A 24,849-nucleotide genomic window follows, 5' to 3' on the forward strand; every position below is an offset into this window, starting at 1 on the left:
GAGGGGAGAGGGAGTGACAGGGCGCAGTCCCGGAGATGCGAGCCGCTCTCTCAGCCGCCCACGTGGCGTGCGTTTTCGGCCGCAATGGTCCGGAAACCCGCCGACACCCTCTCGTCCGCCGCCGCAGCCTTCCAGAACGCCAGCGCCAGGCCCCGCGCCTCGGCCCACTCACCCAGCGTCGCGGCGGTGGGTTGCAAGGGGCGGCTGGCAAAGTCGCGGGGCACCAGCTCGCCGCCCACCGGCGCATACAACATGGGCAGCATGTCGTAGGTGGGTGACAGCGCCCAGTCGTCGCCCCGCAGCACCAGCGAGATGTTGCCGTAGTGCCGGTCGGTGTTGGCGATGAGCTGGCCGTACGCCTCCAGCAGGCGCAGCGTGCGCGCATCGGCCTGCGTGAGCAGGTTGCGCGCGGCCATGCGGTTGGCGGTGGCGGCCCAGTTGTCGATCTCGCCCACGTATTCGGCGTTGTAGACCTGCAGCGACACCATGCCAATGCGTCCGCCCAGGCCGTCGGTGCCGCTGCCTGCCAGCGGTGTGCGGTCAAACCGTTCTGATTCCAGAAACACCCGCCCCGCGCCCAAAAACAGCTGCGTGGGCGCAGCGGGCAGCCCGGCCTGCGCCAGGGTGTGCAGCGCCAGGTGTTCGCACACCAGCAGGTCGCGCATGCGCTGGTCGGTGGCGGAATCGCCTGCGGGTGAGAACTTGACGATCACGTGGCGCCCCGCGGTGATCGTGCAGAACTTGGGCTGCTCGCCGCCCGCCGACGAACCCGGGTGGGTGCCCCGCATCGCCTGCTCGGCCAATGGCGGGTAGTCGGCGCTGGACGCCACCCGCGATGCGCGCGCGGACAGCGTGTGAAACCGCTGAAAAGCCGCCTCGCCCATGATGAGGTTGCCCGGGAGGTCGTCGCCATACAGCGTCATGGCGCGCAGCACGTCGTCGTCGCTCCAGTGGCCCGGGTCGTGGCCCAGTTGCAGTTCGGGGTGGGCATGGGCAAAGGTGCGTCCCATGAAACCCTGGGGCCGCATGTCGTCCAGAAACCAGGGCAGGCCATCGTGGCGGCGGTGTTCACCATCCACCTCGTCCACCCAGAACGCGCCACCCTCCAGGGGCACCAACCGCGCAAACGGCGAGGGCTGGCCTTGTGCGTCAATGTGCATCACCAGCACCTCGTTGCCCACGCCGGGCACCGTGCGGGGCAGCACATACCGCTGCGAGCGCGCCGCGCCCACCTTCTGCACCTGCCCCGCGTGGATCAGCGGCGCCAGCGCGCGCGACACGGTGGGCTGGCTCACGCCCAGCAGCTCCTGCAGCTCGGTGCTGGTCAGAACGCCGCCCTGGCGGCGCAGGGCCTGCAAGGCTTTGGGGGTGAGGTCATGGGAGCTGGTCATGAATCATTATATGAATAGACAAATTCTTATGAATTACTATTAAATTCAATGAGTTGATTTCGTTGGTGAATAGATATTTTTGTAATCGTTCGGGCGGTCACTCGTCAGAGCCCACGATGGTGCGGCACCTTTTCAGCCTTTCGGTGTCCCATACCCCTTCAAGGAGTGAACCCCCCATGCTGCATCGCAGACGATTTCTGTCCACGGCCCCCATTGGCCTGGCCCTGGGCGGCGCAGCGTTAGTGCTGCTGACAGGGCGTGGGGCGTTGGCCCAGCCCAGCTACACGGTGCCGCTGGAGCAGTTGCAGGAGATGGTGTCCACCAAGTTTCCGCGCAGTGTGCCGGTACAGGGCCTGGTCGACCTGACCTTGCAGGCGCCACGCCTGCGCCTGCTGCCCGAGGTGAACCGCCTGGGCGCGGCCATGGTGGTGGATGCGGCGGGCGCTGCCTTGCGGCGCGGCCATGCCGGTACGTTCGACGTGGAGTTTGCGCTGCGTTACGAGGCCAGCGACCGCAGCCTGCGCGCCCACCAGATCAAGCTGGGGCGGCTGGACTTCCCCACGCTCAAACCGGCAGTCAACGACCTTCTCAATGCCTATGGCCCCGTGCTGGCCGAGCAATCCCTGCGCGAAGTCACCTTGCACCAGTTGCGCCCGCAGGACACAGCCCTGTTCGACGGCATGGGGCTGCAGCCCGGGCCCATCACCGTGACGGCCAAGGGGCTGACGGTGGCGTTTGTGAACAAGCAGCCGTAGAGCCTTTGGGGCGCGGCTGCGGTCGATAGCTGGTGTGGTTTTGACTCCCTCTCCCCCTGTGGGAGAGGGCGGGGGAGAGGGGTGTTTTCAGGCGCAACGCCTGCCCGGCCGCCCCCTCTCCCCGACCCTCTCCCGCGAGGGGAGAGGGAGTTGAACGGGCGGGGCGCTATTTCGGCTCCGCCGCCGCCCGGCGCTGGGCCGCTGCAAAGACGTGATGGCGGATCCACTGCAGCGCCTGGCCGCGTTGGCCGCTTTCCGTCGACACTGTGGACGTGGTGGCCACCACCAGATCCAGTGGCGGATACACCCAGATGAACTGCCCGCCATACCCGCTGGCCATGAAAGTGGGCCGCGGCGCCTTGCCGGGCACCACCCACCACAGGTAGCCATACGACAGCCCCACCGGCGGCCCACCCGCGTTCTGCACCTGCGCCGACGCATCCGCAAACGCCTCGGGCACCAGCGGCTTGGCGTCCCACTGGCCGCGCTGCAGGTACAGCTGGCCGAGTTTGGCCATGTCCAGCGTGCGCAGGTGCACGATGCTGCCCCGGTAGCTTGGCTCGGCAAACCCCAGCGGGCCCACCAGCTGCTGGCGCGCGTAGTCGGCCAGGGGCATGCCGGTGGCTTTCTCCAGCACAGCGACGAGCAGCGGTGTCACGGAGTTGTCGTAGGCAAAGGTCTGGCCCGGGTCTGCGGCCAGGGGCCGTGCCCAGGCCTCACGCACAGGCAGGGGCGCTGCCGTGCCAGCGCTGGTGCGCGGGCCGCTGGCCAGCGAAAACCCGGCCGTCAGGGTCAGCAGATGCCGCAACGTGATGGTGGCGGCGCGCGGGTCTGCATTGAGTGGCGCCCACTCAGGCACCAGGTCCACCACGCGCTGGTCCACGCTGGTGATGCGGCCCTGCGCCATGGCCGTGCCCAGCAGGGCCGACAGCGCGCTTTTGGAGGCGGATTGCGTGTCGCGCAGCTTGTCCGGTTCGCCATCGCGGTAGTAGCGGTACACCACCCGGCCGCGCAACACCACCACCGCGCTTTGCACATCGGTGAGCTGGGTGGACAACGCGGCGTCCAGGCCCTGGAAGGCAGCGGCATCCAGCGCTTGTTCGGCGGGTGTCGATGTTTCGCGCCAGGTCATTGGCGCGGGTTCGGTGGGCGGGGTGGATTGGGCGTGCCCGGTGCCGGTGCCCAGGCAAACCAGCAGACCGAGGAGGATGACGGTGGAGTGTGTGAAACAGCGAACCTGCATGCGGAGACCTCACGGCGATGGAAAGGATGGTGCGTGCAGTGTAGAAGCGGTGAGCTTGTCGTTTGCCAAAGGCGGGCATGCAGCGTTAAAGCACTCCCCCTCCTTCGTTGTGAAACCAGAAACGGAAACGGGCTGGCACCTTGCAGCGCCAGCCCGTCAAGGGGTCAATCGCCCCCGCTCGGTGCCCGCAATGCAGGCCCCGAGGTGTGCCTTACAGGCAGCAGTCCAGCATTTCCATGCAGCAGTCGACTAAGTCGCCGCAGCAGTCTGAGGCCGCCATTGCAGCGCCAGAGGCCAGCAGCAGGCCGATGAATGCAGTCAATTTGAGAAAACGTTGTTGTGGTTGCTTCATGGTGACGTCCTTGTGAGAAACGGTGAAAAAGTCAGACGAAAAAACATCGACCACCGGCAAGGTTGCCAGCAGGTGACCCGTTCTCAAACCGTTATCCCGGGGGCGTCCACAAGGTGTAGGCGGGGAAAGGCAACACCGAGGGCTTGTGTGCCGGGCCCCACTGAAGGGCTGGGGCCGTGCGTGGCAGCAGTGCGTCGACAGTGGCTGCGGGCTGTGTGCACGGTGTGCAGTGCGCCACACACACGCCCATCTCATCGCGGCACTCTTCCATGCAGCAGGTGTCATACGGGGCGGTCGATGCCGCAGCCGTGTGTGCCACAAACACACAGCCCAGCAGCAAAACCCAGATGGCAAACCATGAACGCATGGGCCGCACTATAGGCAGGTTAGCCGGGCGGGCAACGCGGGGCCGGGATTAGCCCACTCGTATGCGGGGCCTTGCGCGCGCACGGGTGATTGGCACCAGTCAAAGGAAAAGCGCAACGCTTTGCCCGCGCGCGGCGCGCACCGTTGAACACCGAGCGCTGAACCTTCAGGTGCCGCCAGCCACTGCCCGCCGCAGCGCCGCGCGGGCCAGCAGACGGGTGGAGTCCAGCGTGGGCAGTGGCGAGTTGGCGTCGCTGAGGATGAGCGGGATCTCGGTGCAACCCAGCACCACCGCATCGCAGCCATCGTCCTGCTGCATGCGGCCAATGATCTGCTGAAAGGTGACCACGGCCTCAGCCCGGATCACGCCGGGCACCAGTTCGTCCATGATGATCCGGTTGATCTCGGTGCGCTCGGCCTCGGTGGGGCGCACGTACGACAACCCCAGGGCGCCCAGCTTGTCGGGGTAAACGCTGCTGTCCACCAGCCAGCGTGTGCCGGTCAGCGCCAGGCGCCGATAGCCCTGCGCGGCGGCTTCGGCGGCCACCACCTCGGCAATGTGCAGCCAGGGAAGCGGCGAATGTGGCAGCACCCGGTCCAACGCCTGGTGGATGGTGTTGTCGGGGCAGATCAGAAAGTCCGCCCCCGCACGCGCCAGCTTGTGGGCCGACGCCAGCATGAGATCGGCCACGCCTTGCAGGTCGCCCCGGTCCAGGCAGTCCACGTAGTCGGCCAGGGGTGACGTGTGCATCGACACCTCGGGGTGTGCGTGCGGGCGGCCCAGCAGCGAGGGGCCTTCGGTGCAGAGGGTCCGGTAGCAAAGGGCTGCACCTTCAGCAGAGCAGCCCACGATGCCAATGTGTTGGGGCATGGTGTGAACAGTGAGGAGGAGAACAAGACGGCGAATGAACGAGCGTCCATTATTGCCAGCCGCTCACAATGCTTTTGGTGATCACGCACCGATGCGGATGATCAATCCCCGCGCACACGCTGTGCAAACCCGCGCTCGCTGAACTGCTCCACCACAAAGTCCACAAACACCCGAGTGCGCGCGGGCAGCAGCTTCTTGCTCGGGTAGTACAGCGACGTCGGCCCCGCATCCGCCCACCAGCCCGGCAACACGCGCACCAGGTCGCCCCGCGCCAGCCAGGGCTGGGCAAACGGCATGGGCAGCACCGTGAGGCCCAGGCCCATCATCGCGGCCTGGCACATGGCTTCGGGGTCGTCAAACACCAGGCGCGGGCGCAGGTCGGCCGCTGCGGCTTCGCCCGCCTTGTTGCGCAGTGTGATGACCGCAATGCGCCCCGTGCGGATGGTGCGGCGCGCAATGCCATCCCACTGCGCCAGATCGGACGGATGGCGGGGCGCCCTGCGGCCCTTGAGCAGCGCGGGGGACCCCACCGCCACCAGGTGGATGGGCCCCAGCGTGCGCGCCACCATGTCGGGGTTCAGGTTCAGTCCACCGCCAATGCCTGCGTCAAAACCCTCACCGATCAGATCGACCTGGCGGTTTTCAAAACGCCAATCGGGCTGGATGGCGGGGTAGCGCTGCAGAAACTCGGTGAGCAGCGGTACCAGGTACGCGCGGCCAAAGGCCTGGCCCATGCTGACCTTGAGCGTGCCCGCAGGCTGCTGCTCGGCCTCGGCCGCGTGGTCCACCGCATCGGCCAGCGCCGACAGTGGCTGGCTGATCTGCGCCAGCAGGCGCTGCCCGCCCTCGGTCAGCGTGAGGCGCCGTGTGCTGCGCTGAAACAGACGTACTCCCAGCCCGGCCTCCAGCCGCGCCACGTTTTTGCTCACCGCGGCGGGCGTGAGGCCCATGAGCCGCGCCGCAGCCGAGAAGCTGCCGGACTCTGCAGATTTGACGAACGATTCGAGATGACTGAGCGGTTGCATGGGCTGAATTTTCAACTGCTGGTTGAAATAGATCCAGCCTATTCATGGCTACCGGCAAGGCAATGAATTTCTGACACTGCAGGTGCTTCGGGTTCTTTGCAGAACCTTTTCAACCCCCTTGATATTTGGAGAAACACCATGTCTTCTGTGCCCGGAACACCCGATCCCACCACTTTGCCCGCTACCTTGCCCACCCACGCTTCACGCGTGCTGGCGGGCAAGGTCGCTTTTGTCACCGGCGGCGCACGCGGCATCGGCGCGGCCATCGTCCAGCGCCTGGCGCGCGGCGGCGCGGCCGTGGCGTTTACCTACAGCAGCTCCGAAGCCCCCGCTCAGGCGCTGGTGGCGGCCATTGAAGCGGGCGGTGGCAAGGCCCTGGCGCTGAAGGCCGACAGTGCCGACGCCGGCGCACTCGTACAGGCCATCGACGGTGCCGCGCGCACGCTGGGCCGCCTCGACATCCTCGTCAACAATGCAGGCGTGGCCATCGCAGGCGAGATAGACAGCTTTGCACTGGCGGACTTTGACCACACGCTCAACGTGAACGTGCGCGCGGTGTTCGTGGCCACGCAGGCTGCCGTGCGGCACATGGGGCAGGGCGGCGCCTATGGCCGCGTCATCACCATCGGCAGCACCAATTCCGACCGCGTGCCATGGGCGGGCTTCAGCGTGTATGGCATGAGCAAGGCCGCCATCGTGGGCCTGACCAAAGGCCTCGCCCGCGACCTGGGGCCCCGTGGCATCACCGTGAACAACGTGCAGCCCGGCCCGGTCAACACTGACATGAACCCCGCCGACGGCCCCATGGCCAGCAGCATGCACAGCTTGATGGCGCTCAGCCGCCACGCCCACCCCGACGAGATCGCCGGTATGGTGGCCTATCTGGCGGGGCCGGAGTCGGGCATGGTGACGGGGGCTAGCTTGTTGATTGATGGCGGGTTTGCGGCGTAGCCATCACATAACTCCCTGGCGTGATTGACGCGCAGCGCCTGGCCCGAACGGCTGCACTGGCTTTCGCCCATCAGGCCGACAGTGCCGAGCCTGCGGACGCCCGCGCTGGGCTCTCGATCTGCATCTTGGCCAGCCGCAGCGCCTTGCGCATGTAGCCGCGCCACAGCACGCTGGCCAGCAGCCACAGCACCGGGGCAGCCCACTTGGAGCGGGCGTGGAAGGCATGGCGCCAGTGCACGGTGGTCTGCGTGCCGCCAGAGTGCGGGTCAAACCACCAGGCCCCATCGGCACCCGTGGCCAGCCAGCGCAACGCGCCGGTAAAGCTGCCCACGGTGTAGCTGAAATATTGCGCGGGGTGGTAGTGCCTGAGCCCCTCCTGTGCGCTGCTGCCGTCCGACAGGGCCACCGTGCGCGTTTGCCCCGGCGTGTCCCACGCCCCCGTCTGGTCGTGGGTGCCGGTTACGGCGGGCAAGGGCCCGTAGCCGGTGAACAGGGCGCGCGGGTCCATGGGCGCAATGTGCTGGAACGCCAGCGCAGGGGGTGCCTTGATGCGCGTCTGGACCGTGGCGGAGAAGGTGGTCATGGGCGGGGATGCAGTCAGTGGGGTCCGGCTTTTCGGACGGTGAACCGACTGTAGGGCGCGCAGCAGAAACGATAAATACCGTTCTTCCGAACGGACTGTTTGCGCAATGGCTACCAATCGCGCCGTCCACAGGCCCCGTGGCCATGGTCGGGTGAGGCGTTCAGGTCGTGTTCAGGCAGCCGCACTCGGCTTGCGCCGCCTGGGCTTGGGCGCGGGCGCCATCAGCTCCTGCGCAGTCAGGCCAAACGCGGGGTTGTCGGCCACCATGTCTACCGCCAGGTCGATGAAGGCACGCACACGCGCGGGCAGCGCCGTGCGGCTGCCGTAGTACACAAACAGGCCCAGGTGTTCGGCCACATGCTGGGTCAGCAGCGGCACCAACTGCCCGCTGCGCACCAGCGGGGCGGCTGTGACGCCCACCAGTTGCCCGATGGCGTGGCCGCCCAGCACGGCGCGGGCCTCTACCTCGATGTCGTTGGTGCAGAACGCGCCGGGAATGGCGCGCGAGACGATGTCATCGCCCACCTGAAACTCCCAGGGCATGGGCTTGCCGGTGGCGGGGTGGCGAAACCCGCTGCAGCGGTGCTGTGCCAGTTCGTCAAGGCTGGCCGGCGCGCCGTGTCGGGCGATGTATGACGGCGCCGCGCACACGATGAGCTGCAGGGTCAGCAGCCGCCGGGCCACCACGCCGCCCTCGGGCGGGTTGCCCGACCGAAAGCCCACGTCCACGCGGTCCTCCACCCAGTTGCCAATGCGGTCGTCCAGTTGCACATCGGGCTCCACCAGCGGGTAGCGGCGGCAGAACGCGTCGATCACCGGCCAGACCACTTCGAGCAGGATGGACCGCGGCGCCACGATGCGCAGCGGCCCCGCCATCTCCTCGCGCCCGCGCCGTGCGCCCTGCACTGCGTGCTGCAGCGTGATCAGGCCGGGTTGCGCGGAGGCCAGAAACTGGCGCCCTTCTTCCGTCAGGCTCAGGCTGCGTGTGGTGCGGTGAAACAAGCGCACGCCCAGATGTGCTTCCAGTTGCACCAGCAACTGGCTCGATGCCTGCGGTGTGATGCCCTGCGTGGCGGCGGCCTGCCGCAGGCTGCCCAGCTCGGCCGCCTTCACAAAGTTGGTGATGGCACGCAGTTCGTTGATGGCCATAGGTTGGGCGTTGCCCTTATTGGCAATCCAGCGTTGTTAATGAATCAGCTAATTATGGGCTAGTCGCATGGCAATGCCCTGCCTACAGTTCGACCCCAGGCAGCGTGCAGCCCGCCACCGGCGCATCGGGTGTGCGGCAGATGAGCCTGTTTCCCTCCCCCCATTTTTTGCACTCAAGGATGTCGCCATGACAACAAACCCTTCCCTCCCCTTTCCCCGTGTCTGGATGATCACCGGCGCCTCGCGCGGCATCGGTGCCCGCATTGCAGAGGCTGCACTGGCCCAAGGCGATGCCGTGGTGGTCACAGCCCGCAATGCGGCGTCGCTGGAAAAACGCTTCGGTCAGAGCGACGCGTTGCTGCCCCTGGCGCTCGACGTGACCGACGAGGCGCAGACCCGCCACGCTGTGGGTGCTGCGCTGGAGCGTTTTGGCCGCATTGATGTGCTGGTCAACAACGCGGGCTACGGCCTGCTGGGCGCGGTAGAAGAATCCACCGCCGACGAAGTGCGGCGCCTGTACGACACCAATGTGTTCGGCCTGCTGCACGTGACGCGCGCCGTTTTGCCCGGTATGCGCGCACGCCGCGCAGGGCACGTGATCAACATCTCATCGCTGGGCGGTGTGCAGTCCAGCGCAGGGTTTGGCCTGTATTGCTCCACCAAATTTGCCGTCGAAGGCATTACCGAGGCGCTGCATGCCGAGCTGGCGCCCCTCGGCATCCATGCCACGGTGGTGGAACCGGGCTACTTTCGCACCGAGTTTCTGGACACCGGCTCGTTGGCCGTGTCGCCCCAGGTGCTGGACGACTACGCCCAAAGCGCGGGCGCCGTGCGCGAGGCTGCCCGCCGCATCAACCTGAACCAGCCTGGCGACCCGGTGCGGCTGGCGCAGGCGGTGATGCAGCTGGTGGCCAGCCCCACGCCGCCCCTGCGCCTGCCGCTGGGCACCGACACGCTGCAGACCATTGCCGAAAAACACGCGTTTGTGGAGCGTGAAACCGCGCAATGGCGGGCCGTGGCTGCGTCCACGGATTTCCCGGCGCAAGAGCGGGAGGCTCATGCGCAGCGCGTTGCGTGAAGATTCCTGATTTGATAGCTGCTAGCGCTTATTGGTAAAGCGCTAGAGGCCGTTCTGACCAAATATTCACGATGCTTGTACGCGGCGACGGCGGGGTCAGCGTGGTGTTCGCAGCCCCGTGGCGCCGCGTGACAAACGCCTCACACCGTGCGCGCAAACTCCATGACCCAGTTGACCTCCCAGGTGGCGCCACCGTCGCCAGAAAACGCCTGTTCCCAACGCGGTGCGCCAGTGTGCATTTGCGACCACGTGAAGCGCACGCGCACCGGGCGGCCTTCCAGCACTTCTTCGCCGTAGAACAGGCCAACGCCGTTGTGAAAACCGCCCACCACGGGTGGCTGCAGCAGGCCGGTGGTAGCGTCCAGCCCGCCCGTGGTGTTGTCGAGCCAGTAGATGCTCCAGCGCTGCGTGACAGGGCTGAACACCCGCAGCGTCATGCCCACAAAGCCGGGTTTCCACGCCAGGGGCGTGAAGTCGTCGCAGTTGCCGATGTCGCCAGGCAGCGCGCGCGCGATGCCGGTGGCGTCGAACACTTCCCAGTCGTTGCAGCCTGCCAGGCGCTGCACCAGGCGGGTGTTGCGAATGCGCCAGGGGCCCATCAAAAAGTCGAAGTCGCCTGCCGCACTGGGTGTCACGGCGGGCGACGGGATGGTGATGAGGTGGGGGGTCGTCATGGTGGATGGGTTCAAAAGTGAAGCGAAACGGGAAGGCCTCAGGCGTGTAATGCCGAGCGTGCCGTGGGCTGCAGCCGGTGGGTTTCGGGTGGCCCTGCGAGCCAGGGCGCCAGTTCAGGGGCTACGTCGCGCGCCCAGGCGCCGCTGTTCGCAAACGACTGCAACGCGGCCTCGTCCCCAAAAACGGCCAGTCCCAGCAGCACAAATTCACCTTCGCGCACGGGCAGTCTGGGGAAGGTATTGGCGCTGGGCTCGGTGCAGTACCACGCCACCTGGCGCGCGCCGCCGCGCTGCAGCGTGGGGGTCATGCGGTGGCGGCAAAAGTCCAGCAGTGCCGGGGTGGCAGGCGCGTGCAGCGGGAACACCGTGGCATCCACCACGCCGGGTGGGGTGGCCTGCGTGGTCTGCATGTGGGGCGCGGGGCGCACATGCGCTGGCAGGTCGGCGTCGGCGCCCGGCCAGGCGGGGCGCAGCAGCAGCACGTTGTCGGAGTCGATCATGGTGGCGTTGGCCGCAGCGCGGTGCGCAGCCCACACCGGGCCGCCGTAGAAGCCTTCCAGTGCCGCACGGCGTGATTCCATATCGGCAAAGCCGCGCAGCCAGACGAACAGGTCGGGCCGGTCCAGGTCCCGAAACTGGCCCAGCACGCGCATGCCATGGGCCTCCTGCGTCTCGATGAATTCGCGGTCGAACAGGTCGATGAGCACATCGCGCTGCTGCGGGTGCAGGGTGTACTGGCGCAGTTCGACGATGGGGCCGTGGTGTGCGGCGGTGGTTGTTGTGGTGGACGGCATGCAAATCCTTGTGGAGGAGGGGTACAACAGATTCAGGTCGGCAGTCTGCGCCGCTATACCTGCCAACCCATGGCAGGTATTTGCGCTATCTTTCGGTTTCAAACCATCCGCTCCGCTCATCCACCCACCTTCACCCATGCGCGCCAGCCGTTTGCTTTCGCTTCAGATGCTGCTCGAAACCCAGGGCCGCATGAGCGCAACCGCGTTGGCCGATGCGCTGGAGATTTCGGTGCGCACGCTGTACCGCGACGTGGACCAGCTCAGCGCAGCCGGTGTGCCCATCTACGCCGAGCGCGGGCGCAATGGTGGCTTTGCGTTGCTGCCGGGCTGGAAGACCACGCTCACGGGGCTCACGCCGTCCGAAGCGCAGGCCGTGTTTTTGAGCGGCCTGCCCGGCCCCGCGCACGACCTGGGCCTGGGCGGCGATGTGGAGGGCGCGCGCCTGAAGCTGCTGGCCTCGCTGCCAGCGTCCTGGCGCGAAGACGCGCAGCGCGTCAGCGCCCGCCTGCACCTGGACCCGGTGGACTGGTACCGCGAGAGCGACCCCACGCCCCACCTCGCCACCGTGGCTGCCGCCGTGTGGGCGGGCCAGCAGATCACCCTGCGCTACGAGAGTTGGTCCGACACCGTGGAGCGCACGGTGAACCCGCTGGGGCTGGTGCTGAAAGCCGGTGTCTGGTACTTGGTGGCCTTGCCTGCGGGCGCGGCACATTCTGCAGAGGCGGGGCCGCGCACGTACCGCGTGTCCAACATCCTGGCGGCCAACATGCTCACGACGGCCGTGCGCCGCCCTGCCACGTTTGATTTGCCGGGCTATTGGGCCCAGTCCATCCAGCGGTTTGAGGCTGGCTTGTACACCGGCAAGGCGACGGTGCTGGCCACGCCCGCGGGGCTGAAAGGGCTGCGCATGCTGAGCAGTGCCGTCGCGCGTGCGGTGGCCGCCGCCGCACCCTCGCGCCGCAAAGACGGGCGCGTGGCCGTCCAGATGCCCATCGAATCTGTCGAACATGCCTGCGGGCAGCTCATGCGGCTGTCACCGCAGGTGGAGGTGCTGCAGCCAGCGGCATTGCGCCGCGCGCTGGTCCAGCGCGTGCAAGCCACGGCGCAGCTGTACGACCTGCCGATGGCTTGATGCTCGCTTGAGCGCTATTAAAAATATAGCTATAAGCGCTTGATATATAAGCGCTGGAGGCCTATATGGTTTCGAGTCTCATCTATAAACCCCGCGCCACCATGTCCAGCAGCCGCTCGCCCAACCGTTCCATCGTTTCTGCGGGCGTGCCGCGCAGCGGCCCGTCGATGCTGAGCAGCGCCATGCCGTGCACGGTGGACCAGGCCAGGTATTCGGCGCCCGGGCGGCGCTCGGGCGGCAGGGCACCGGCGGTGACCAGGTCATCCAGCGCGGCGCTCAGGTGCTGAAAGGGATTCAGCCCCGTGTCGCCGCCCATGGCCGGGTCGGGGTTTTGCGCCACGCCGAACGGGCCACCGAACGCGGTGCGAAACAACCCCGTCTCGGCATGGGCAAACCGCATGTAGCCCGCGCCCACGGCCCGCACTTTGGCGTGTGCCTGCTCGGTGGGTGTGCCTGTGGCGGGCATGTGGGCCAGTTCTGCCTCCATGGACTGGGCCACGGCGGCCACAGCGGCGGCGCGCACAGCGGCCAGCAGGTCTTGCCGGTTGGCGAAGTGGCGGTAGGCCGCGTTGGGCGCCACACCGGCGCGGCGCGTGGCCTCGCGCAGCACCACAGCGTCGGGGCCGCCCTGGCGGGCCAGTTCAATACCGGCGTCTAGCAGCGCGCGGCGCAGGTCGCCGTGGCGATAGGTGCTGCGGGCGGTGGGGGTGCTGACTGCAACAGGGGGGGCACTTGCAGCGGGAGCGTTGCGGTGGGTTACGGGCATGGGGGATTTGGATGTGGACACTGTCCATTATCTTTGCTATTGTTTGTGGACGGTGTTCACAATGCGGTGGGCACTACCCTTTTGAAGACCCTACCCAGGCCCCACGCCCTGGTTTGCAAGGAGACCCCATGAAAGTTGCCCCGTATCTGACGTTTGAAGGCCGCTGCGAAGAGGCCTTGAATTTCTATCGCAGCGCTCTGGGCGCCCAAGTCACGGTGCTCATGCGCGCCAAAGAGAACCCCGACCCCGCAGCCGCGCAGGGTTGCGCAGAAGGCGGCGGCCCGGGGCCCACGCCCGAGATGGTGATGCACGCCACGTTCACCGTGGGCGAGACCACGCTCATGGCGTCGGACGGCATGGGGTCGGGCAAGACAAACTTCGACGGTATTTCGCTGGCGCTGAGCCCCGCCAGCGAAGCCGAGGCCCAGCGCCTGTTCAATGCGCTGGCCGATGGGGGCCAGGTGCAGATGCCGCTGACCAAGACGTTCTTCTCGCAAGCCTTTGGCATGGTGGCCGACCGCTTTGGCGTGCCATGGTTGGTGGTGGCACCCGAGTGATGAGGTGGGCACGATGACCACGTACCAAGGCAGCTGCCACTGCGGCAAGGTGGCGTTTGAGGTCGATGGCACCATCGACAGCGGCCTGGCCTGCAACTGCAGCATGTGCCGTCGCCGTGGGTCGCTGCTGTGGTTTGTGCCCCGCGGGCAGTTGCGGCTGACCACACCCGAGGCCGATCTGGCGACCTATACCTTTCACCAACATGTGATCCAGCACCGGTTTTGCCCGGCCTGTGGCATCCACCCGTTTGGCGAAGGGGTGGACCCCAAGGGGCACCCCGTGGCCGCGGTCAACCTGCGCTGCCTGGACGGTGTGGATCTGGATACCGTGCCAGTGCACCACTACGACGGCCGTGCTGCGTGACCCGCGGTCTTTTTTCAGAGCCCTTGAAGGAGAAGTTTCATGATGAACCCCGAACCCCACGCCATGCACCGCTGGCTGCAGCAACTGCTGGGCGACTGGACCAGCGATTCCAGCTGCGACATGGGCCCCGACCAACCCGCCGAACAGGCCCAGGGCACCGAACACGTGCGGGCGCTGGGCGACCTGTGGGTGCTGTGCGAAGGCACCGGCACCATGCCCGGTGGCGGCAACGCGCGCATGCTGATGACGCTGGGCTACGACCCTGAGAAAAACGTCTTTCGTGGCACCTGGGTGGGCTCGATGATGACCCATATGTTCGTGTACGAAGGCACGCTGGACGCCGACCAGCAAGTCCTGACGCTGGAGACCGAAGGCCCTAGCTTCAAGGACGACGGCAAGACCGCCCGCTACCGCGACGTGATCACCATCTTGAGCACGAACGAACGCACCCTGACATCGTTCGGGCTGCAGCCCGATGGAAGCTGGTCGCAGATGATGCAAGCGACTTACCGGCGCAAATGAAAGAGGGCGGGCTCCGGCGCGCTGTTGTCGAACGAATACGTGGTGCCCACGGCGGGCACATCCCATGGTCAACCTCACAGGAGTCAAGATATGTCCTACATCGATGGTTTCGTGATCGCGGTCCCCACCGCCAACAAGAAGAAGTTCATTGAGCACGCGCGCCATTTCGACGCGATGTTTATTGAGCTGGGCGCGATCCGTGTGATCGAAAGTTGGGGCGACGACGTGCCCGACGGCAAAGTCACCGATTTCCGCCGCGCGGTGCAGGCCACGGCCGAGGAGACGGTGGCCTTTTCGTGGGTCGAATGGCCGGACAAAGCCACGCGCGACGCAGGCATGAAGAAAATGATGGGAGACCCGCGCATGGACCCGTCCCAACCCGGCAACCCGCCCATGCCCTTTGATGGCAAACGCATGATCTTCGGCGGCTTCGAACAGGTGGTCGAGGTGAAGGCTTGAGGGGCCCTTGACGTCGCGCAGGCTGCGCGCGCTTCGCGGAGCAGCGCCCTCCCGCCGCACGCCTTCTCGGTGCAGTGCGCAAGCTGGCAATGGGATGTCTCGTTGCAAGTTGCAGCACTGCAAACTGGTTTCGCTACTCACGTGGTCAGCTTTGGGCTGCAAAGGGCCCTGAGCTGCCAGTCGTTGCTTCCCTAAAGCAGCCAAATTTCAGAGTGTTGTCTAGGTGGTTGAGGGCTATTTGAGCAATGGCAATATGTACGGTTTCCACGCAAGCATGAGCAGCATCATGCAGAGAACAAATACAGCAAAACCCCAGTAAAACCGTTTCTCAGACTTGGTGTACTTTTTGTACGTGTCTTTGCTTGGGAAACCAATCATTTCATTACCGAACCTTCCTTGCGTTTCGATTTAACTTTGCGACGCCCCGACTCTAAATCGGTGGTTTCGATAAAAAACTGTTTGGAAAGAACTTCGAAGCGTCGCATAGTCAAATTGGGCGGTGGCCGTGAACGGCCGCTCCTGGCTGCAAGCTGCCGGTCGAACGCTAAAACCATAGCTTCCAGCGCTTGCCAGATAAGCGCCAGGGCCCAATTTCACTCAGACTTTCTGACAGGGCACGAGGCGCAAAGCCCCCCAACTGTCCTGCCCGCCGCATCGCACTGTTCCACCCACCGCACTTCTGCTCAGGCACCATTGGCTCCATATTCCACTGGCATACCGCCCGATAGTGGTGGTGCACAACACGAGGAGCCTCCGTATGTCGTCGTCCACACCTGCTGTAGCAACCACCGCCCTGGTGCCCATCGTGCGGGCCCAGTTGCTGGGTCCGCAGTGGCCCACGCTCGACCCGTTTCTTTTCTGCGCCCACCATGACGATGCCTACCCCGCAGGCAATGGCGCCTTTGCGCCCGCTGTGCCGCTGGACGACCGCCAGATCGGCAGCGACTTCAGCCGCAAGGACGGTTGGAGCATGTACCACGGCGACACCGTGCCTGGCTTTCCCGGCCACCCGCACCGGGGGTTCGAGACGGTGACGCTCGTGCGCAAAGGCCTCATCGACCATTCCGATTCGCTGGGCGCCGCAGCGCGCTTTGGCGGTGGCGATGTGCAGTGGGTCACGGCCGGCAAGGGCATCGTGCATTCCGAGATGTTCCCGCTGCTCAACGCCACCGAGCCCAACCCGCTGGAGCTGTTCCAGATCTGGCTGAACCTGCCCGCCCGCAACAAGATGGTGGAGCCGCACTTCACCATGCTGTGGGACGAGCGCATTCCGCGCCTGGTGCACAACGACGCCGCAGGCCGGGCCACTACGGTGACGGTGGTGGCCGGTGCGCTGCCGGGCGCGCCCGATCCGCTGTCGCCGCCCCCCGAGTCCTGGGCCTCGCAGCCCGACGCCGACGTGGCCATCTGGACCTTGCGCATGGACCCCGGCGCCGAGTGGACGCTGCCTGCCGCGCAAGGCAAGGCCACGCGCCGCATGCTGTACTTCTTTGTGGGCGACAGCCTGCGCGTGGGGCCGCAGGACGTAGACCAGCACGCGGCGCTGGAGCTGGTCGCGGGCCAGGACTGGCAACTGACCAACACCGGCCCCACGCCCGTGGAATGCCTGGTGCTGCAAGGCCAGCCGATTGCCGAGCCCGTGGCGCAGTACGGCCCATTTGTGATGAACACGCAGGCCGAAATCATGCAGGCCATGAACGACTACCGCCGCACCCAGTTCGGCGGCTGGCCCTGGCCTGAGCAGGACCCGGTGCATGGCAGCGAGGCGCGTCGGTTTGCGCGTTACCCCGGGCAGACAGAGGAAGAGCGCCCGGCAGAAGCGGCTGCTGGCGCATAGGGCGAAGCGCTCACCATCCACGAGGCGCGCGGCAGGCGCCCCGCGCCTCGTGGACAATTCGGGGTTCTGATCGCGCAGCAGCGGGTGGCAATGCCCGCCAAGCTGCGCCGTTTCTTTCACCGTCTGAAAGCGCAAGCACCACCACCATGGCCACCATCACCAAAGACTCCGCCGTCACCATCACTTACAAAGTCACCACGCCCGAAGGCAAGCCGCTGGACGGTGGCAGCCTGTCGTACCTGCACGGTGGTTATGAAAACATCTTCCCCAAGGTCGAAACCGCGCTGGAAGGCCAGGCCGTCGGCTTCAGCACCGCGCTGGATCTGGCCGTGGAAGACGCCTTTGGCGCCCGCGACGAAAGTCTGGTGCGCACCATCCCCAAAGCCGAGTTCCCCCCGGGCGTGAAGGTGGGCGGCCAATTGCAGGGCGTGGGCAGCGACGGCCAACCCGCCGTGTTCAATGTGGTCAAGATCAAGGGCCCCGAAGTGCACCTGGACGGCAACCACCCGCTGGCCGGGCAGGCGCTGAAGTTCAGCTGCAAGGTGACCGATGTGCGTGCGGCGAGCGCAGAAGAAATTGCGCACCGGCATGTGCATGGGGCGCATGGGCACCAGCATTGAAGACGGCACTGAAGCCGAAGTTAGCGGCGCATGGCGCTTCTTGACCGCTTGACCTATTCGCTGCTGGGCCTGGTCTTTGGGGTGGGCATTGGCGTGCTCGGCTGGTGGCTCTATGGCCTGGCCCACTCGTTGAACTATGACGGGCCGGGCATGGACCCCTTGCTTCGCCACTGGGTTCAGTACGCTGGAGCCGCCTTCGCTGCGCTGGGTTTTATCTTCCGGGAGCGCGCCGCCGACGCAGTGGCCGATACGGTGTCCGGCATCCTCCACTTTGAGTTCAATGAGACGCCGGGCCGGGCCGCGTCTGCCTTGGTCGGCTGCGTCGCCATCGCCATCACCATTGCGGCAATCTGGCTCACCAGCGCTCCGTAGGCTGAAAGTAGGTTGAACCTAGGCTGAAACCGCAGGCGAGGGCGCTACGGCACGGACGGCGTCCCCGCAGGCGCCGCCGATACAGCTTCACCCCTTCGCCGCGGGATCAACTGCCCGTCGAGCAGCACCTCAATGCGGGCAAAAATCTCATGGCGCGAAAACGGCTTCTTCATGAAATCGTCCGCGCCGATGCGGTTGGCATAGAACTGCTCGGTGGCGTGCTCGTTACCGCTGATCATGATCACGGGGATGTGTTGCCATTCGGGCATCTTGCGGATGGCGCGCAGCGCGTTGAACCCGTTCATGCCCGGCAGGATGATGTCGAGGAAGATCAGTTCGGGCGGGTCCTGGGCGATCAGCGTGAGGCCTTGCTCGGCGTCCAGGGCCTCGCGGGTGTCATAGCCTGCCGAGCGCAGCGCCTTGCGCAGCACGGCCACGACGGTGGGCGAGTCGTCGATGATCAGCACCTTGATGCCTTTGCGCGCGTTGACGCGTTTGCGCTGGCGCCGCTCCACGGGCGCCGTGGGCGCTGCCGGGGTGGCTTCGGGTCGGTCCGTTGGCTTGCGCACGCTGGCCAAAAGCCGGTCGAAGATGCTCATGGTGCTGTCTCGTTTCTTATTGGCGTCTATTCAACGGGGTGCAAGTATCCCAGATGCGGCGTTTCTGCCTGAAGGCGTCGTTCTGCAGGCGAGCACCCTCCGCTGGCGGGGGGCCCCGGGTCTTCGAAATTGCTTGATGAATTAGTCGTCTCAGATAAACCGGTCGCCCTGAGCCTGTCGAAGGGCTGTTCGCAGAAGGCGCCCTGGCTTCGACAGGCTCAGCCCGAACGGATAAGGATCTATCTGAGGCATGTAGCTAATCAATCAAAATTGATAGCTGCTAGCGCTTATTGGATAAGCGCTAGAGGCCAAAAACATTCAAAAATTGCCAATCAGCGCCCACCGCCGCGCACCAGCCCGCGCCCGCGCAGCACCGGCTCTGCCGCCAGCCGCACGCTGGCCCATTCGACAAATGCGCGCACTTTGGCGGGCGCCCGCCGCCCCGCCGGGTACACGATGTGCACGGGCACAGGCGGCAGTTCGTGGTCGGCCAGCACGATGCGCAGGCGCCCCGCGCGCAGGCTGGCGGCGGCCTGGTAGGCCAGGCAACGCGTCAGGCCCAGCCCGGCTTCGGCGGCGGCGATGTCGACCTCGTTGCTGTTGCTGATCCACGCAAACTGCGGCTGGCCCGTGGCGCCGTCTTTGAACTTCCAGGGCGTAGGCGCGCGCGCATCAAACGAGAAGCCGATGGCCCGGTGCGCGCTCAAGTCATCCGGGTGTTGCGGCTCGCCGTGTTGCGCCAGGTAGGCAGGCGACGCCACGACCAGCCGCCGCAGCGCGCCCACCTGCAGCGCCGTGAGGCCCGAGTCCGGCAGGTGCGCGATGCGGATGGCCACATCCATGCCTTCATCGAGCAAATGCACCAACCGGTTGACGAACAGCGTGCGCACCTGCACACGCGGCTGCGCCTGCACAAAGCCCTGCACGATGGGCGCCACATGCTGAATGCCGAACATCTGCGGCGCGGTGATGGACAACAGCCCTTGCGCCTCGGCCTGCGCGCCACTCGCCGCCTGTTCGGCCTCGTGCAGATCGCTGAGGATGGGCCGGCAGTCGCCCAGAAAACGTTCACCCGCTTCGGTCAGCCGCACCAAACGTGTGCTGCGCTGAAACAGCAGCACACCCAGCCGCGCCTCCAACGCCGCAATGGCGCGCGTGACGGCCGCTGCCGAGCACTCCAGCCGCCGACTGGCCGCTGCAAAGCCACCCGCATCGGCCACGGCCACAAAACAGCGAAGAGTGTCGAGGTGGTCCATTGTTTCGATATGTGCAATTTTGAAAGCTGCACTATGGCTATTAACGTCGTGCCGCGCAATAGATAAGGTCGAGGCCTGTTTCAAAACCACCGGCACCCACCTAAAAGGACGTTCCCCATGGCACCCTCCACACCCCTCCAGCTCTATCGCATGCCCGTATCGGGCCACTGCCACCGCGTGGAGCTGATGCTGTCGCTGCTGGGCCTGCCGCACCAGCTGATCAACGTGGACCTGCAGCGCGGCGAGCACCGCAGCCCGCAGCACCTGGCGCTGAACCCGCTGGGCCAAGTGCCGGTGCTGGTGGACGCTGGCACCGCCATCAGCGATAGCAACGGCATCCTGGTGTACCTGGTGCAGCGTTACGCGCCGGGCAGCGCCTGGATGCCGCAGGACGCGCTGGGCCAGGCGCAGCTGCAGCGCTGGTTCAGCCTGGCGGCGGGGTTTCTTGTGCCCGGCGTGGCCACCCCGCGCTACGCGACGCTGGGAGGGCGTGTCGTCAATGACCGGGAGGGCGCCCTGGCCACGGGCAAGCGCCTGCTCGACTACATGGAGGGTGAGCTGCAGGGCCGCGTGTGGCTGCTGGGCGGCGAGCAGCCCAGCCTGGCCGACATCGCCATGGTCAGTTACACCTCGCAGGCGCACATCGCCGGGCTGCCGCTGGCGGCCTACCCGCGCATTGCGGGCTGGGTGGCGCGTTTGCAGGCGCTGCCCGGCTATGTTCCGCTGGCCGACACGCTGGCCCCACCCACGCCGGTGGCGGCATGACCACCGCCGCCACAGCCCACGAGGCCTTCCACGCGGGCGAGCAGGCGCTGCAGCAGCGCGTAGGCCTGCGCGAGCGCATGGCCGCCATTGGCCCGCTGGTGATGCGCGACCACATGCCCGACCAGCACCGCGAGCTGTTCGAGAAGCTGCCCACCCTGCTGCTGGGCGCGCTGGACGACCAGGGCCAGCCCTGGGCGACCATGCTGGCCGGGCCGCCCGGGTTTGTGCACACGCCCGATGCGCAGCAGATGGACATCACCACCGCGCCCCACGCTGCCGACCCCGTGTTGAGCCGGTTGTCGCCCGGCGCCCCGCTGGGCGTGCTGGGGCTGGAGCCCCACACCCGCCGCCGCAATCGGATGAATGGGCACGTGGCCGCTTTCAGTGATGCAGGTTTGTCGATTGCCGTGGTGCAAAGCTTTGGCAACTGCCCCAAGTACATCCAGGCGCGCGAGCCGGGCCTGCGCGCTGCGGTCACGCCGCCCGGGCCCATGCAGGTGCTGGGCCCGGCGCTGGATACGCAGGCGCTGGCCCGCATCCAACAGGCCGACACGCTGTTCATCGCCAGCGCCTCGGCCGCGCAACCGGGCGGTGCGCAGAGCGAAGGCGTGGACGTGTCGCACCGCGGCGGCGAGCCCGGCTTTGTGCACGCCGAGACCACCGCGCACGGTGTGGTGCTGCGCCTGCCGGACTACCCCGGCAACCAGTTCTTCAACACGCTGGGCAACCTGGCACAACACCCGCTGGCGGGGCTGCTGGTGGTGGACTATGAAGGCGGCGGATTGCTGCACATCGCCGCGCGGGCCGAGCTGCTGTGGGACGACGCGGCGCGTGCGCTCTGGCCCGGCGCGCAGCGGGTGCTACAGCTCACGGTGCTGCGCGCCCTGTGGCGGCCGGGTGTGCTGCCGTGGCGGTGGACACCGCCGGTGGCGGCACCGCAGTTCAGCGCGCTGCGTCGTCCCGGGGCTGCTGTGCCACCGGGTTGATGCGGCGGCGCGGCACGGTGGCCTCGGCCGCCACCATGCGCGCACTGCGCTCGTGTGCGGTGTGGGCCAGTTCGCTGATCAGCGCGGCCTCGGGCAGGTTGTGCCAGTAGCGCGTGGGCATTTCCTTTTTCATCATGTTCAGCTTGAGTCGCGCGGGGTTGAAGATGTGGCGGTAGTAGGTCAGCCACAGTGCCTCGCCCGCATCGGGCGGCGGCGCATCGCTGCGCTGCGCGCCGGGGCTGGTGTGCAGCGCTTTGCCGTCCCACCGGATACACGCATCGGGCGTGAGGATGGCCCAGTGCATCTGTGTGAAGCGGCGGATGAAGAAGCCCGCGTTGGCCTCGGTGATGAAGTGGTCGGGCTCGAACCAGGCCATGTGCACCGTCTGCCCGTCGGGCTGGATGACGGGGCGAAAGCGCACAAACGCGTGCATCTTGTGTTTGTCGCGCGCCACGGCGCGGGCCATGTGGTGGGCCAGCATGCGGTCGGCATCCAGCGGGTCGTGGCGCAGGTCGGGCTGCTCGGTCATGCGCCACAGCAGCCGGTACATCAGCGTGAATCGGGCCGGGTCGCGGTGCAAGATGAGCTGCTCGCACAGGCGCACAAAGTCGGGGGGCACCTGGGGCGCGGGGTGGGTGGCGGGCAGGGCGGCCCAGCTGGATGCCTGCGCTGCCGCCTCGTGGGCTGCCTCGCCGCTGGCAAACAGGTCGTCTGCGGCATCTGCGGGGGTGAACCAGTCGACCTGTTCTGGCGCCACCCCGGCCTGCACCAGGGCGCGCGCGGCCTGCCGAAAGCCTGCCCAGTCCGTGGGATGCGCCAACGTGACGCTGTGGCGCTCCCGTGGCGTTGGTGCGAGGGGTTGCATCGGCATCAATCGAACAGGCTGCGCTGCAACGGTGGTGGCGCCAGCCGCGCAGCCAGGTCGGTGGCGTCCAGCGCGCGCCCAGGGCGGTAGTCGGCAGCCTCCACAAACGGCAGCACTTTCTTGAGCGGCACATGCAGCCGCGCCAGGTCCGCATGCCGCAGGCGCCGCACCCGGCGCGCGGCGAGCAGGCGGTCCACCGTCTGCACGCCAAAACCGGGCACGCGCAGCAGCATCTCGCGCGGGGCGGTGTTCAGGTTGACGGGGAAACGCTCGCGGTGCGCAATTGCCCAGGCCAGTTTGGGGTCCATGTCCAGCGCCAGCATGCCGCCTTGGCTGGGAGGCACGATCTCTTCGTGCGCAAAGCCGTAAAAACGCATCAGCCAGTCGGCTTGGTACAGCCGGTGTTCGCGCACGGTGGGCGGCGCGATCAGCGGCAACGCGCGCGCCGCGTCGGGGATGGGGCTGAACGCCGAGTAGTACACGCGCCGCAACCGGTGCGCGCCATACAGCCGCGCACTGGTGGCCAGGATGGTGCGGTCGCTGGTGGCATCGGCCCCGACAATCATCTGCGTGCTCTGCCCGCCTGGCGCAAAGTGCGGCACGCTGGCGCGGCGGGTGGTACGGGACTGCGGCATCGACACAATCGCCTGCGCGGCTTGCTCTTTGCGGGCGGCGCGTGCCTCGCCAATGTGGATGGCCATGCGCGCCATGGAGCGGTCGATGGCGGCGCTGTCCTTCTCGGGTGCCAGCGCCTTCAACCCCTCGGCGGTGGGCAGTTCGATGTTGATGGACAGGCGGTCGGCATAGCGGCCTGCGCGTTCCATCAGTTCGGGCGATGCATCGGGGATCGTCTTCAGGTGGATGTAGCCGCGAAAGTCGTGCTCCTCGCGCAGCACGCGCGCCACTTCCACCACCTGCTCCATGGTGTAGTCAGGGCTCTGGATGATGCCGCTGGAGAGGAACAACCCCTCGATGCAGTTGCGCCGGTAAAAGTCGAGTGTGAGCTGCACCACCTCGTCCACCGCAAACCGTGCACGGGCCACGTTGCTGGTCACGCGGTTTACGCAGTACAGGCAGTCGTACTGGCAAAAGTTGGTGAGCAGAATCTTGAGCAGCGAGATACAGCGCCCGTCCGGCGCATAGCTGTGGCAAATGCCCATGCCCTCGGTGGAGCCCAAGCCGCGCCCGCCCACCGAGTCGCGCGGCGCGGCGCCGCTGGATGCGCACGAGGCGTCGTATTTGGCAGCGTCGGCCAGGATGGCGAGTTTGGACTGTAAATTCACTGGATGAATTTACAGTATTTGGGGTGCCTGACTTTGACCAAGGGTTAAACGAGCGGCGGTGTTTGCTATAAATGTAATAGCTGTTAGCGCTTGATGCATAAGCGCTAGAGGCCAAAAACACTCAAACTCTGCCTGCCCATGCGCGTACCCGGGCGGCGAAAGCCTTCGCCATGAAACCGGCCCTGCGTGACTTACCCAGGGGTTGAAGCGCGCTTGGTGGGTTTACTTCTGCTTTGACAGCGCCCGGCGCAGCAGCCGGGATGCGCGCTCGCGCAGCGGGGAGGACGGGTGGTGCGCGGGTGCGCGGGGGTGGGCCTTGGCCAGTTCGCAGGCGGTCAAAAAGTCTTCCAGGATGGCGGTGTCGTCCAGCGTGTCCGAGCCTGATTTGTGAAACTCCGGGTGCCACTGCGTGGCGGCGATGTACCCGCGCCCCGGGGCCGGTTGCAGGCGGATGGCCTCGGGCACGCCATCCGGTTCGCTCAGCGCTTCGACCACAAAATCCGGCGCCACGCGCTTGATGCCCTGGTGGTGGATGCTGTTGACGCGGGCGCGCGGCGTGTCGGGGTACAGCTTGGCCATGTGCGAACCGGGCACGATCTGGATGTCGTGGAAATGCTGGTCGTAGGTGCTGGCGTTGCGGTGCTGTTGCGCGCCCGGGTGCTGGGTCTCGATGTCCTGGTACAGCGCGCCGCCAAACGCCACGTTGATGAGTTGCAGGCCGCGGCACACGCCAAAAATGGGCTTGCCCACCTCGGCAAAAGCCTTGACCACCGCCAGGTCGTACAGATCACGCACGCGGTCACCCACCCATTCGTCGCGCAAAGGCTCTTCACCATAGTTGCCCGGCCACACATCGGCGCCGCCGTGCATCACAACGCCGTCCAGCCAGTCGGCATAGTGCGCCAGCGTCACATCGCCCTTGGCGGTCTCGCCCGTGGGGCAGGGCACCATCACCACCATGGCGCCGGCGGACATGATCCAGTGCGCGATGGACTGCTCCACGTACTGCAGGGTTTTGCCCGTGAACAGCGGGCGGGCGGGGTCGGCGTGTTGAAAACAGGCGGACAAACCAATCTTGAGGCGGCGGGCGGCGGGCATGTGGGGGTGGCTCCATGGGCGCAGAGAAGGCGCCAGAGTTGCAATGCAAGGGGTATGCCATGTTGTAGCACCTCACCCTTTAACCGCGTGTAGGAAAGGGCCGTGCAGCCTGCGCAACATCATGGCCGGTGTTACG

General features: G+C 66.5%; 29 protein-coding genes. 13 read left to right on the forward strand and 16 right to left on the reverse strand.

The genetic code is table 11. The features are described from left to right. Positions 1 to 50: 50 nt before the first annotated feature. Complete coding sequence (yjjJ, locus tag ACK41V_RS11235) at positions 51 to 1,391, reverse strand: type II toxin-antitoxin system HipA family toxin YjjJ (RefSeq protein WP_409782078.1); 1,341 nt, start codon at positions 1,389 to 1,391, stop codon at positions 51 to 53. Between the two features lie 176 nt (positions 1,392 to 1,567). Here yjjJ and ACK41V_RS11240 point away from each other — a divergent pair, with 176 nt between their 5' ends. Further along, entirely contained in the window at positions 1,568 to 2,146 is a 579-nt protein-coding gene (locus ACK41V_RS11240; RefSeq protein ID WP_409782081.1) for a DUF1439 domain-containing protein, read from the forward strand. Positions 2,147 to 2,312: 166 nt separating this feature from the next. Here ACK41V_RS11240 and ACK41V_RS11245 read toward each other — a convergent pair whose 3' ends face one another. The 5 genes from ACK41V_RS11245 to ACK41V_RS11265 form a co-directional block, all read right to left on the reverse strand. Beyond that, positions 2,313 to 3,389, reverse strand: a complete 1,077-nt coding sequence (locus tag ACK41V_RS11245) for a serine hydrolase domain-containing protein (protein ID WP_409782084.1) — start codon at positions 3,387 to 3,389, stop codon at positions 2,313 to 2,315. 211 nt (positions 3,390 to 3,600) lie between these two features. Further along, positions 3,601 to 3,741 carry a hypothetical protein gene (locus ACK41V_RS11250; protein ID WP_409782087.1) on the reverse strand — a complete coding sequence of 47 codons (141 nt, stop codon included), beginning with the start codon at positions 3,739 to 3,741 and terminating at the stop codon, positions 3,601 to 3,603. Positions 3,742 to 3,832: 91 nt separating this feature from the next. Further along, the gene (locus ACK41V_RS11255; RefSeq protein WP_409782089.1) at positions 3,833 to 4,108 is read right to left on the reverse strand and encodes a hypothetical protein; all 276 of its coding nucleotides are present in this window, start codon (positions 4,106 to 4,108) and stop codon (positions 3,833 to 3,835) included. Positions 4,109 to 4,273: 165 nt separating this feature from the next. Next, positions 4,274 to 4,978 (reverse strand): aspartate/glutamate racemase family protein, encoded by a 705-nt coding sequence (locus tag ACK41V_RS11260; RefSeq protein ID WP_409782092.1) that lies wholly within the window; start codon positions 4,976 to 4,978, stop codon positions 4,274 to 4,276. A gap of 101 nt (positions 4,979 to 5,079) precedes the next feature. After that, positions 5,080 to 6,003, reverse strand: coding sequence for a LysR family transcriptional regulator (locus ACK41V_RS11265; RefSeq protein WP_409782095.1), 924 nt, complete (start codon positions 6,001 to 6,003; stop codon positions 5,080 to 5,082). Positions 6,004 to 6,141: 138 nt separating this feature from the next. Between ACK41V_RS11265 and ACK41V_RS11270 the strand changes: the two genes are divergently transcribed. Then, positions 6,142 to 6,954, forward strand: coding sequence for an SDR family oxidoreductase (locus tag ACK41V_RS11270; protein WP_409782098.1), 813 nt, complete (start codon positions 6,142 to 6,144; stop codon positions 6,952 to 6,954). Between the two features lie 70 nt (positions 6,955 to 7,024). On the opposite strand, the gene ACK41V_RS11275 is transcribed toward ACK41V_RS11270, so the two are convergent. Continuing rightward, the gene (locus tag ACK41V_RS11275; protein WP_409782101.1) at positions 7,025 to 7,537 is read right to left on the reverse strand and encodes an SRPBCC family protein; all 513 of its coding nucleotides are present in this window, start codon (positions 7,535 to 7,537) and stop codon (positions 7,025 to 7,027) included. A 171-nt stretch (positions 7,538 to 7,708) separates the two neighbouring features. After that, positions 7,709 to 8,686, reverse strand: coding sequence for a LysR family transcriptional regulator (locus ACK41V_RS11280; RefSeq protein WP_409782104.1), 978 nt, complete (start codon positions 8,684 to 8,686; stop codon positions 7,709 to 7,711). 187 nt (positions 8,687 to 8,873) lie between these two features. Here ACK41V_RS11280 and ACK41V_RS11285 point away from each other — a divergent pair, with 187 nt between their 5' ends. Further along, entirely contained in the window at positions 8,874 to 9,764 is an 891-nt protein-coding gene (locus ACK41V_RS11285) for an oxidoreductase (protein ID WP_409782107.1), read from the forward strand. Positions 9,765 to 9,904: 140 nt separating this feature from the next. Here ACK41V_RS11285 and ACK41V_RS11290 read toward each other — a convergent pair whose 3' ends face one another. Together ACK41V_RS11290 and ACK41V_RS11295 are read right to left on the reverse strand one after the other, a co-directional pair. Next, positions 9,905 to 10,438, reverse strand: coding sequence for a hypothetical protein (locus ACK41V_RS11290; RefSeq protein WP_409782110.1), 534 nt, complete (start codon positions 10,436 to 10,438; stop codon positions 9,905 to 9,907). Between the two features lie 38 nt (positions 10,439 to 10,476). Further along, the gene (locus ACK41V_RS11295; RefSeq protein ID WP_409782113.1) at positions 10,477 to 11,232 is read right to left on the reverse strand and encodes an NIPSNAP family protein; all 756 of its coding nucleotides are present in this window, start codon (positions 11,230 to 11,232) and stop codon (positions 10,477 to 10,479) included. A gap of 136 nt (positions 11,233 to 11,368) precedes the next feature. Between ACK41V_RS11295 and ACK41V_RS11300 the strand changes: the two genes are divergently transcribed. Beyond that, a complete protein-coding gene (locus tag ACK41V_RS11300) occupies positions 11,369 to 12,364 on the forward strand; it encodes a helix-turn-helix transcriptional regulator (protein WP_409782115.1) in 996 nt (331 codons plus the stop codon). 82 nt (positions 12,365 to 12,446) lie between these two features. On the opposite strand, the gene ACK41V_RS11305 is transcribed toward ACK41V_RS11300, so the two are convergent. Further along, positions 12,447 to 13,130 carry a TetR/AcrR family transcriptional regulator gene (locus ACK41V_RS11305; protein WP_409782118.1) on the reverse strand — a complete coding sequence of 228 codons (684 nt, stop codon included), beginning with the start codon at positions 13,128 to 13,130 and terminating at the stop codon, positions 12,447 to 12,449. Between the two features lie 128 nt (positions 13,131 to 13,258). Here ACK41V_RS11305 and ACK41V_RS11310 point away from each other — a divergent pair, with 128 nt between their 5' ends. From ACK41V_RS11310 to ACK41V_RS11340, 7 genes are all read left to right on the forward strand, one after another. Next, positions 13,259 to 13,687, forward strand: a complete 429-nt coding sequence (locus tag ACK41V_RS11310) for a VOC family protein (RefSeq protein ID WP_409782121.1) — start codon at positions 13,259 to 13,261, stop codon at positions 13,685 to 13,687. A 13-nt stretch (positions 13,688 to 13,700) separates the two neighbouring features. Continuing rightward, complete coding sequence (locus tag ACK41V_RS11315) at positions 13,701 to 14,051, forward strand: GFA family protein (RefSeq protein ID WP_409782124.1); 351 nt, start codon at positions 13,701 to 13,703, stop codon at positions 14,049 to 14,051. Positions 14,052 to 14,090: 39 nt separating this feature from the next. Next, positions 14,091 to 14,573, forward strand: a complete 483-nt coding sequence (locus ACK41V_RS11320; protein ID WP_409782126.1) for a DUF1579 domain-containing protein — start codon at positions 14,091 to 14,093, stop codon at positions 14,571 to 14,573. Positions 14,574 to 14,663: 90 nt separating this feature from the next. Next, on the forward strand, positions 14,664 to 15,032 hold the full coding sequence (locus ACK41V_RS11325; protein WP_409782128.1) for a DUF1428 domain-containing protein: 369 nt from the start codon (positions 14,664 to 14,666) through the stop codon (positions 15,030 to 15,032). Between the two features lie 757 nt (positions 15,033 to 15,789). Then, positions 15,790 to 16,869: a pirin family protein gene (locus ACK41V_RS11330; protein ID WP_409782130.1), complete on the forward strand. Its 1,080-nt coding sequence runs from the start codon at positions 15,790 to 15,792 to the stop codon at positions 16,867 to 16,869. A gap of 146 nt (positions 16,870 to 17,015) precedes the next feature. Then, entirely contained in the window at positions 17,016 to 17,489 is a 474-nt protein-coding gene (locus ACK41V_RS11335; RefSeq protein WP_409782133.1) for a peptidylprolyl isomerase, read from the forward strand. Positions 17,490 to 17,519: 30 nt separating this feature from the next. Further along, positions 17,520 to 17,861 (forward strand): hypothetical protein, encoded by a 342-nt coding sequence (locus ACK41V_RS11340; RefSeq protein WP_409782135.1) that lies wholly within the window; start codon positions 17,520 to 17,522, stop codon positions 17,859 to 17,861. 44 nt (positions 17,862 to 17,905) lie between these two features. On the opposite strand, the gene ACK41V_RS11345 is transcribed toward ACK41V_RS11340, so the two are convergent. Both ACK41V_RS11345 and ACK41V_RS11350 read right to left on the reverse strand, forming a co-directional pair. Continuing rightward, positions 17,906 to 18,460: a PleD family two-component system response regulator gene (locus ACK41V_RS11345; protein ID WP_409782138.1), complete on the reverse strand. Its 555-nt coding sequence runs from the start codon at positions 18,458 to 18,460 to the stop codon at positions 17,906 to 17,908. Positions 18,461 to 18,792: 332 nt separating this feature from the next. Then, the gene (locus tag ACK41V_RS11350; RefSeq protein ID WP_409782141.1) at positions 18,793 to 19,716 is read right to left on the reverse strand and encodes a LysR family transcriptional regulator; all 924 of its coding nucleotides are present in this window, start codon (positions 19,714 to 19,716) and stop codon (positions 18,793 to 18,795) included. Between the two features lie 117 nt (positions 19,717 to 19,833). On the opposite strand from ACK41V_RS11350, the gene ACK41V_RS11355 reads away from it, so the two are divergent. Together ACK41V_RS11355 and ACK41V_RS11360 are read left to right on the forward strand one after the other, a co-directional pair. Further along, the gene (locus tag ACK41V_RS11355; RefSeq protein ID WP_409782143.1) at positions 19,834 to 20,481 is read left to right on the forward strand and encodes a glutathione S-transferase family protein; all 648 of its coding nucleotides are present in this window, start codon (positions 19,834 to 19,836) and stop codon (positions 20,479 to 20,481) included. Then, the gene (locus ACK41V_RS11360; RefSeq protein WP_409782146.1) at positions 20,478 to 21,467 is read left to right on the forward strand and encodes a pyridoxamine 5'-phosphate oxidase family protein; all 990 of its coding nucleotides are present in this window, start codon (positions 20,478 to 20,480) and stop codon (positions 21,465 to 21,467) included. Before ACK41V_RS11355 ends, ACK41V_RS11360 begins: the two co-directional genes overlap by 4 nt. Here ACK41V_RS11360 and ACK41V_RS11365 read toward each other — a convergent pair. The 3 genes from ACK41V_RS11365 to ACK41V_RS11375 all read right to left on the reverse strand — a co-directional run bounded on the left by ACK41V_RS11365 (position 21,424) and on the right by ACK41V_RS11375 (position 24,713). Then, complete coding sequence (locus ACK41V_RS11365) at positions 21,424 to 22,332, reverse strand: TIGR03915 family putative DNA repair protein (protein WP_409782149.1); 909 nt, start codon at positions 22,330 to 22,332, stop codon at positions 21,424 to 21,426. The two genes, ACK41V_RS11360 and ACK41V_RS11365, sit on opposite strands and share 44 nt — an antisense overlap. 5 nt (positions 22,333 to 22,337) lie before the next feature. Further along, on the reverse strand, positions 22,338 to 23,615 hold the full coding sequence (locus ACK41V_RS11370) for a putative DNA modification/repair radical SAM protein (protein ID WP_409782152.1): 1,278 nt from the start codon (positions 23,613 to 23,615) through the stop codon (positions 22,338 to 22,340). Positions 23,616 to 23,837: 222 nt separating this feature from the next. Next, on the reverse strand, positions 23,838 to 24,713 hold the full coding sequence (locus ACK41V_RS11375) for a gamma-glutamyl-gamma-aminobutyrate hydrolase family protein (protein WP_409782155.1): 876 nt from the start codon (positions 24,711 to 24,713) through the stop codon (positions 23,838 to 23,840). Between the last annotated feature and the right edge of the window lie 136 nt (positions 24,714 to 24,849).

Origin of the sequence: Acidovorax sp. (assembly GCF_046291265.1) — a bacterium.
Taxonomy (GTDB): domain Bacteria; phylum Pseudomonadota; class Gammaproteobacteria; order Burkholderiales; family Burkholderiaceae_C; genus Acidovorax.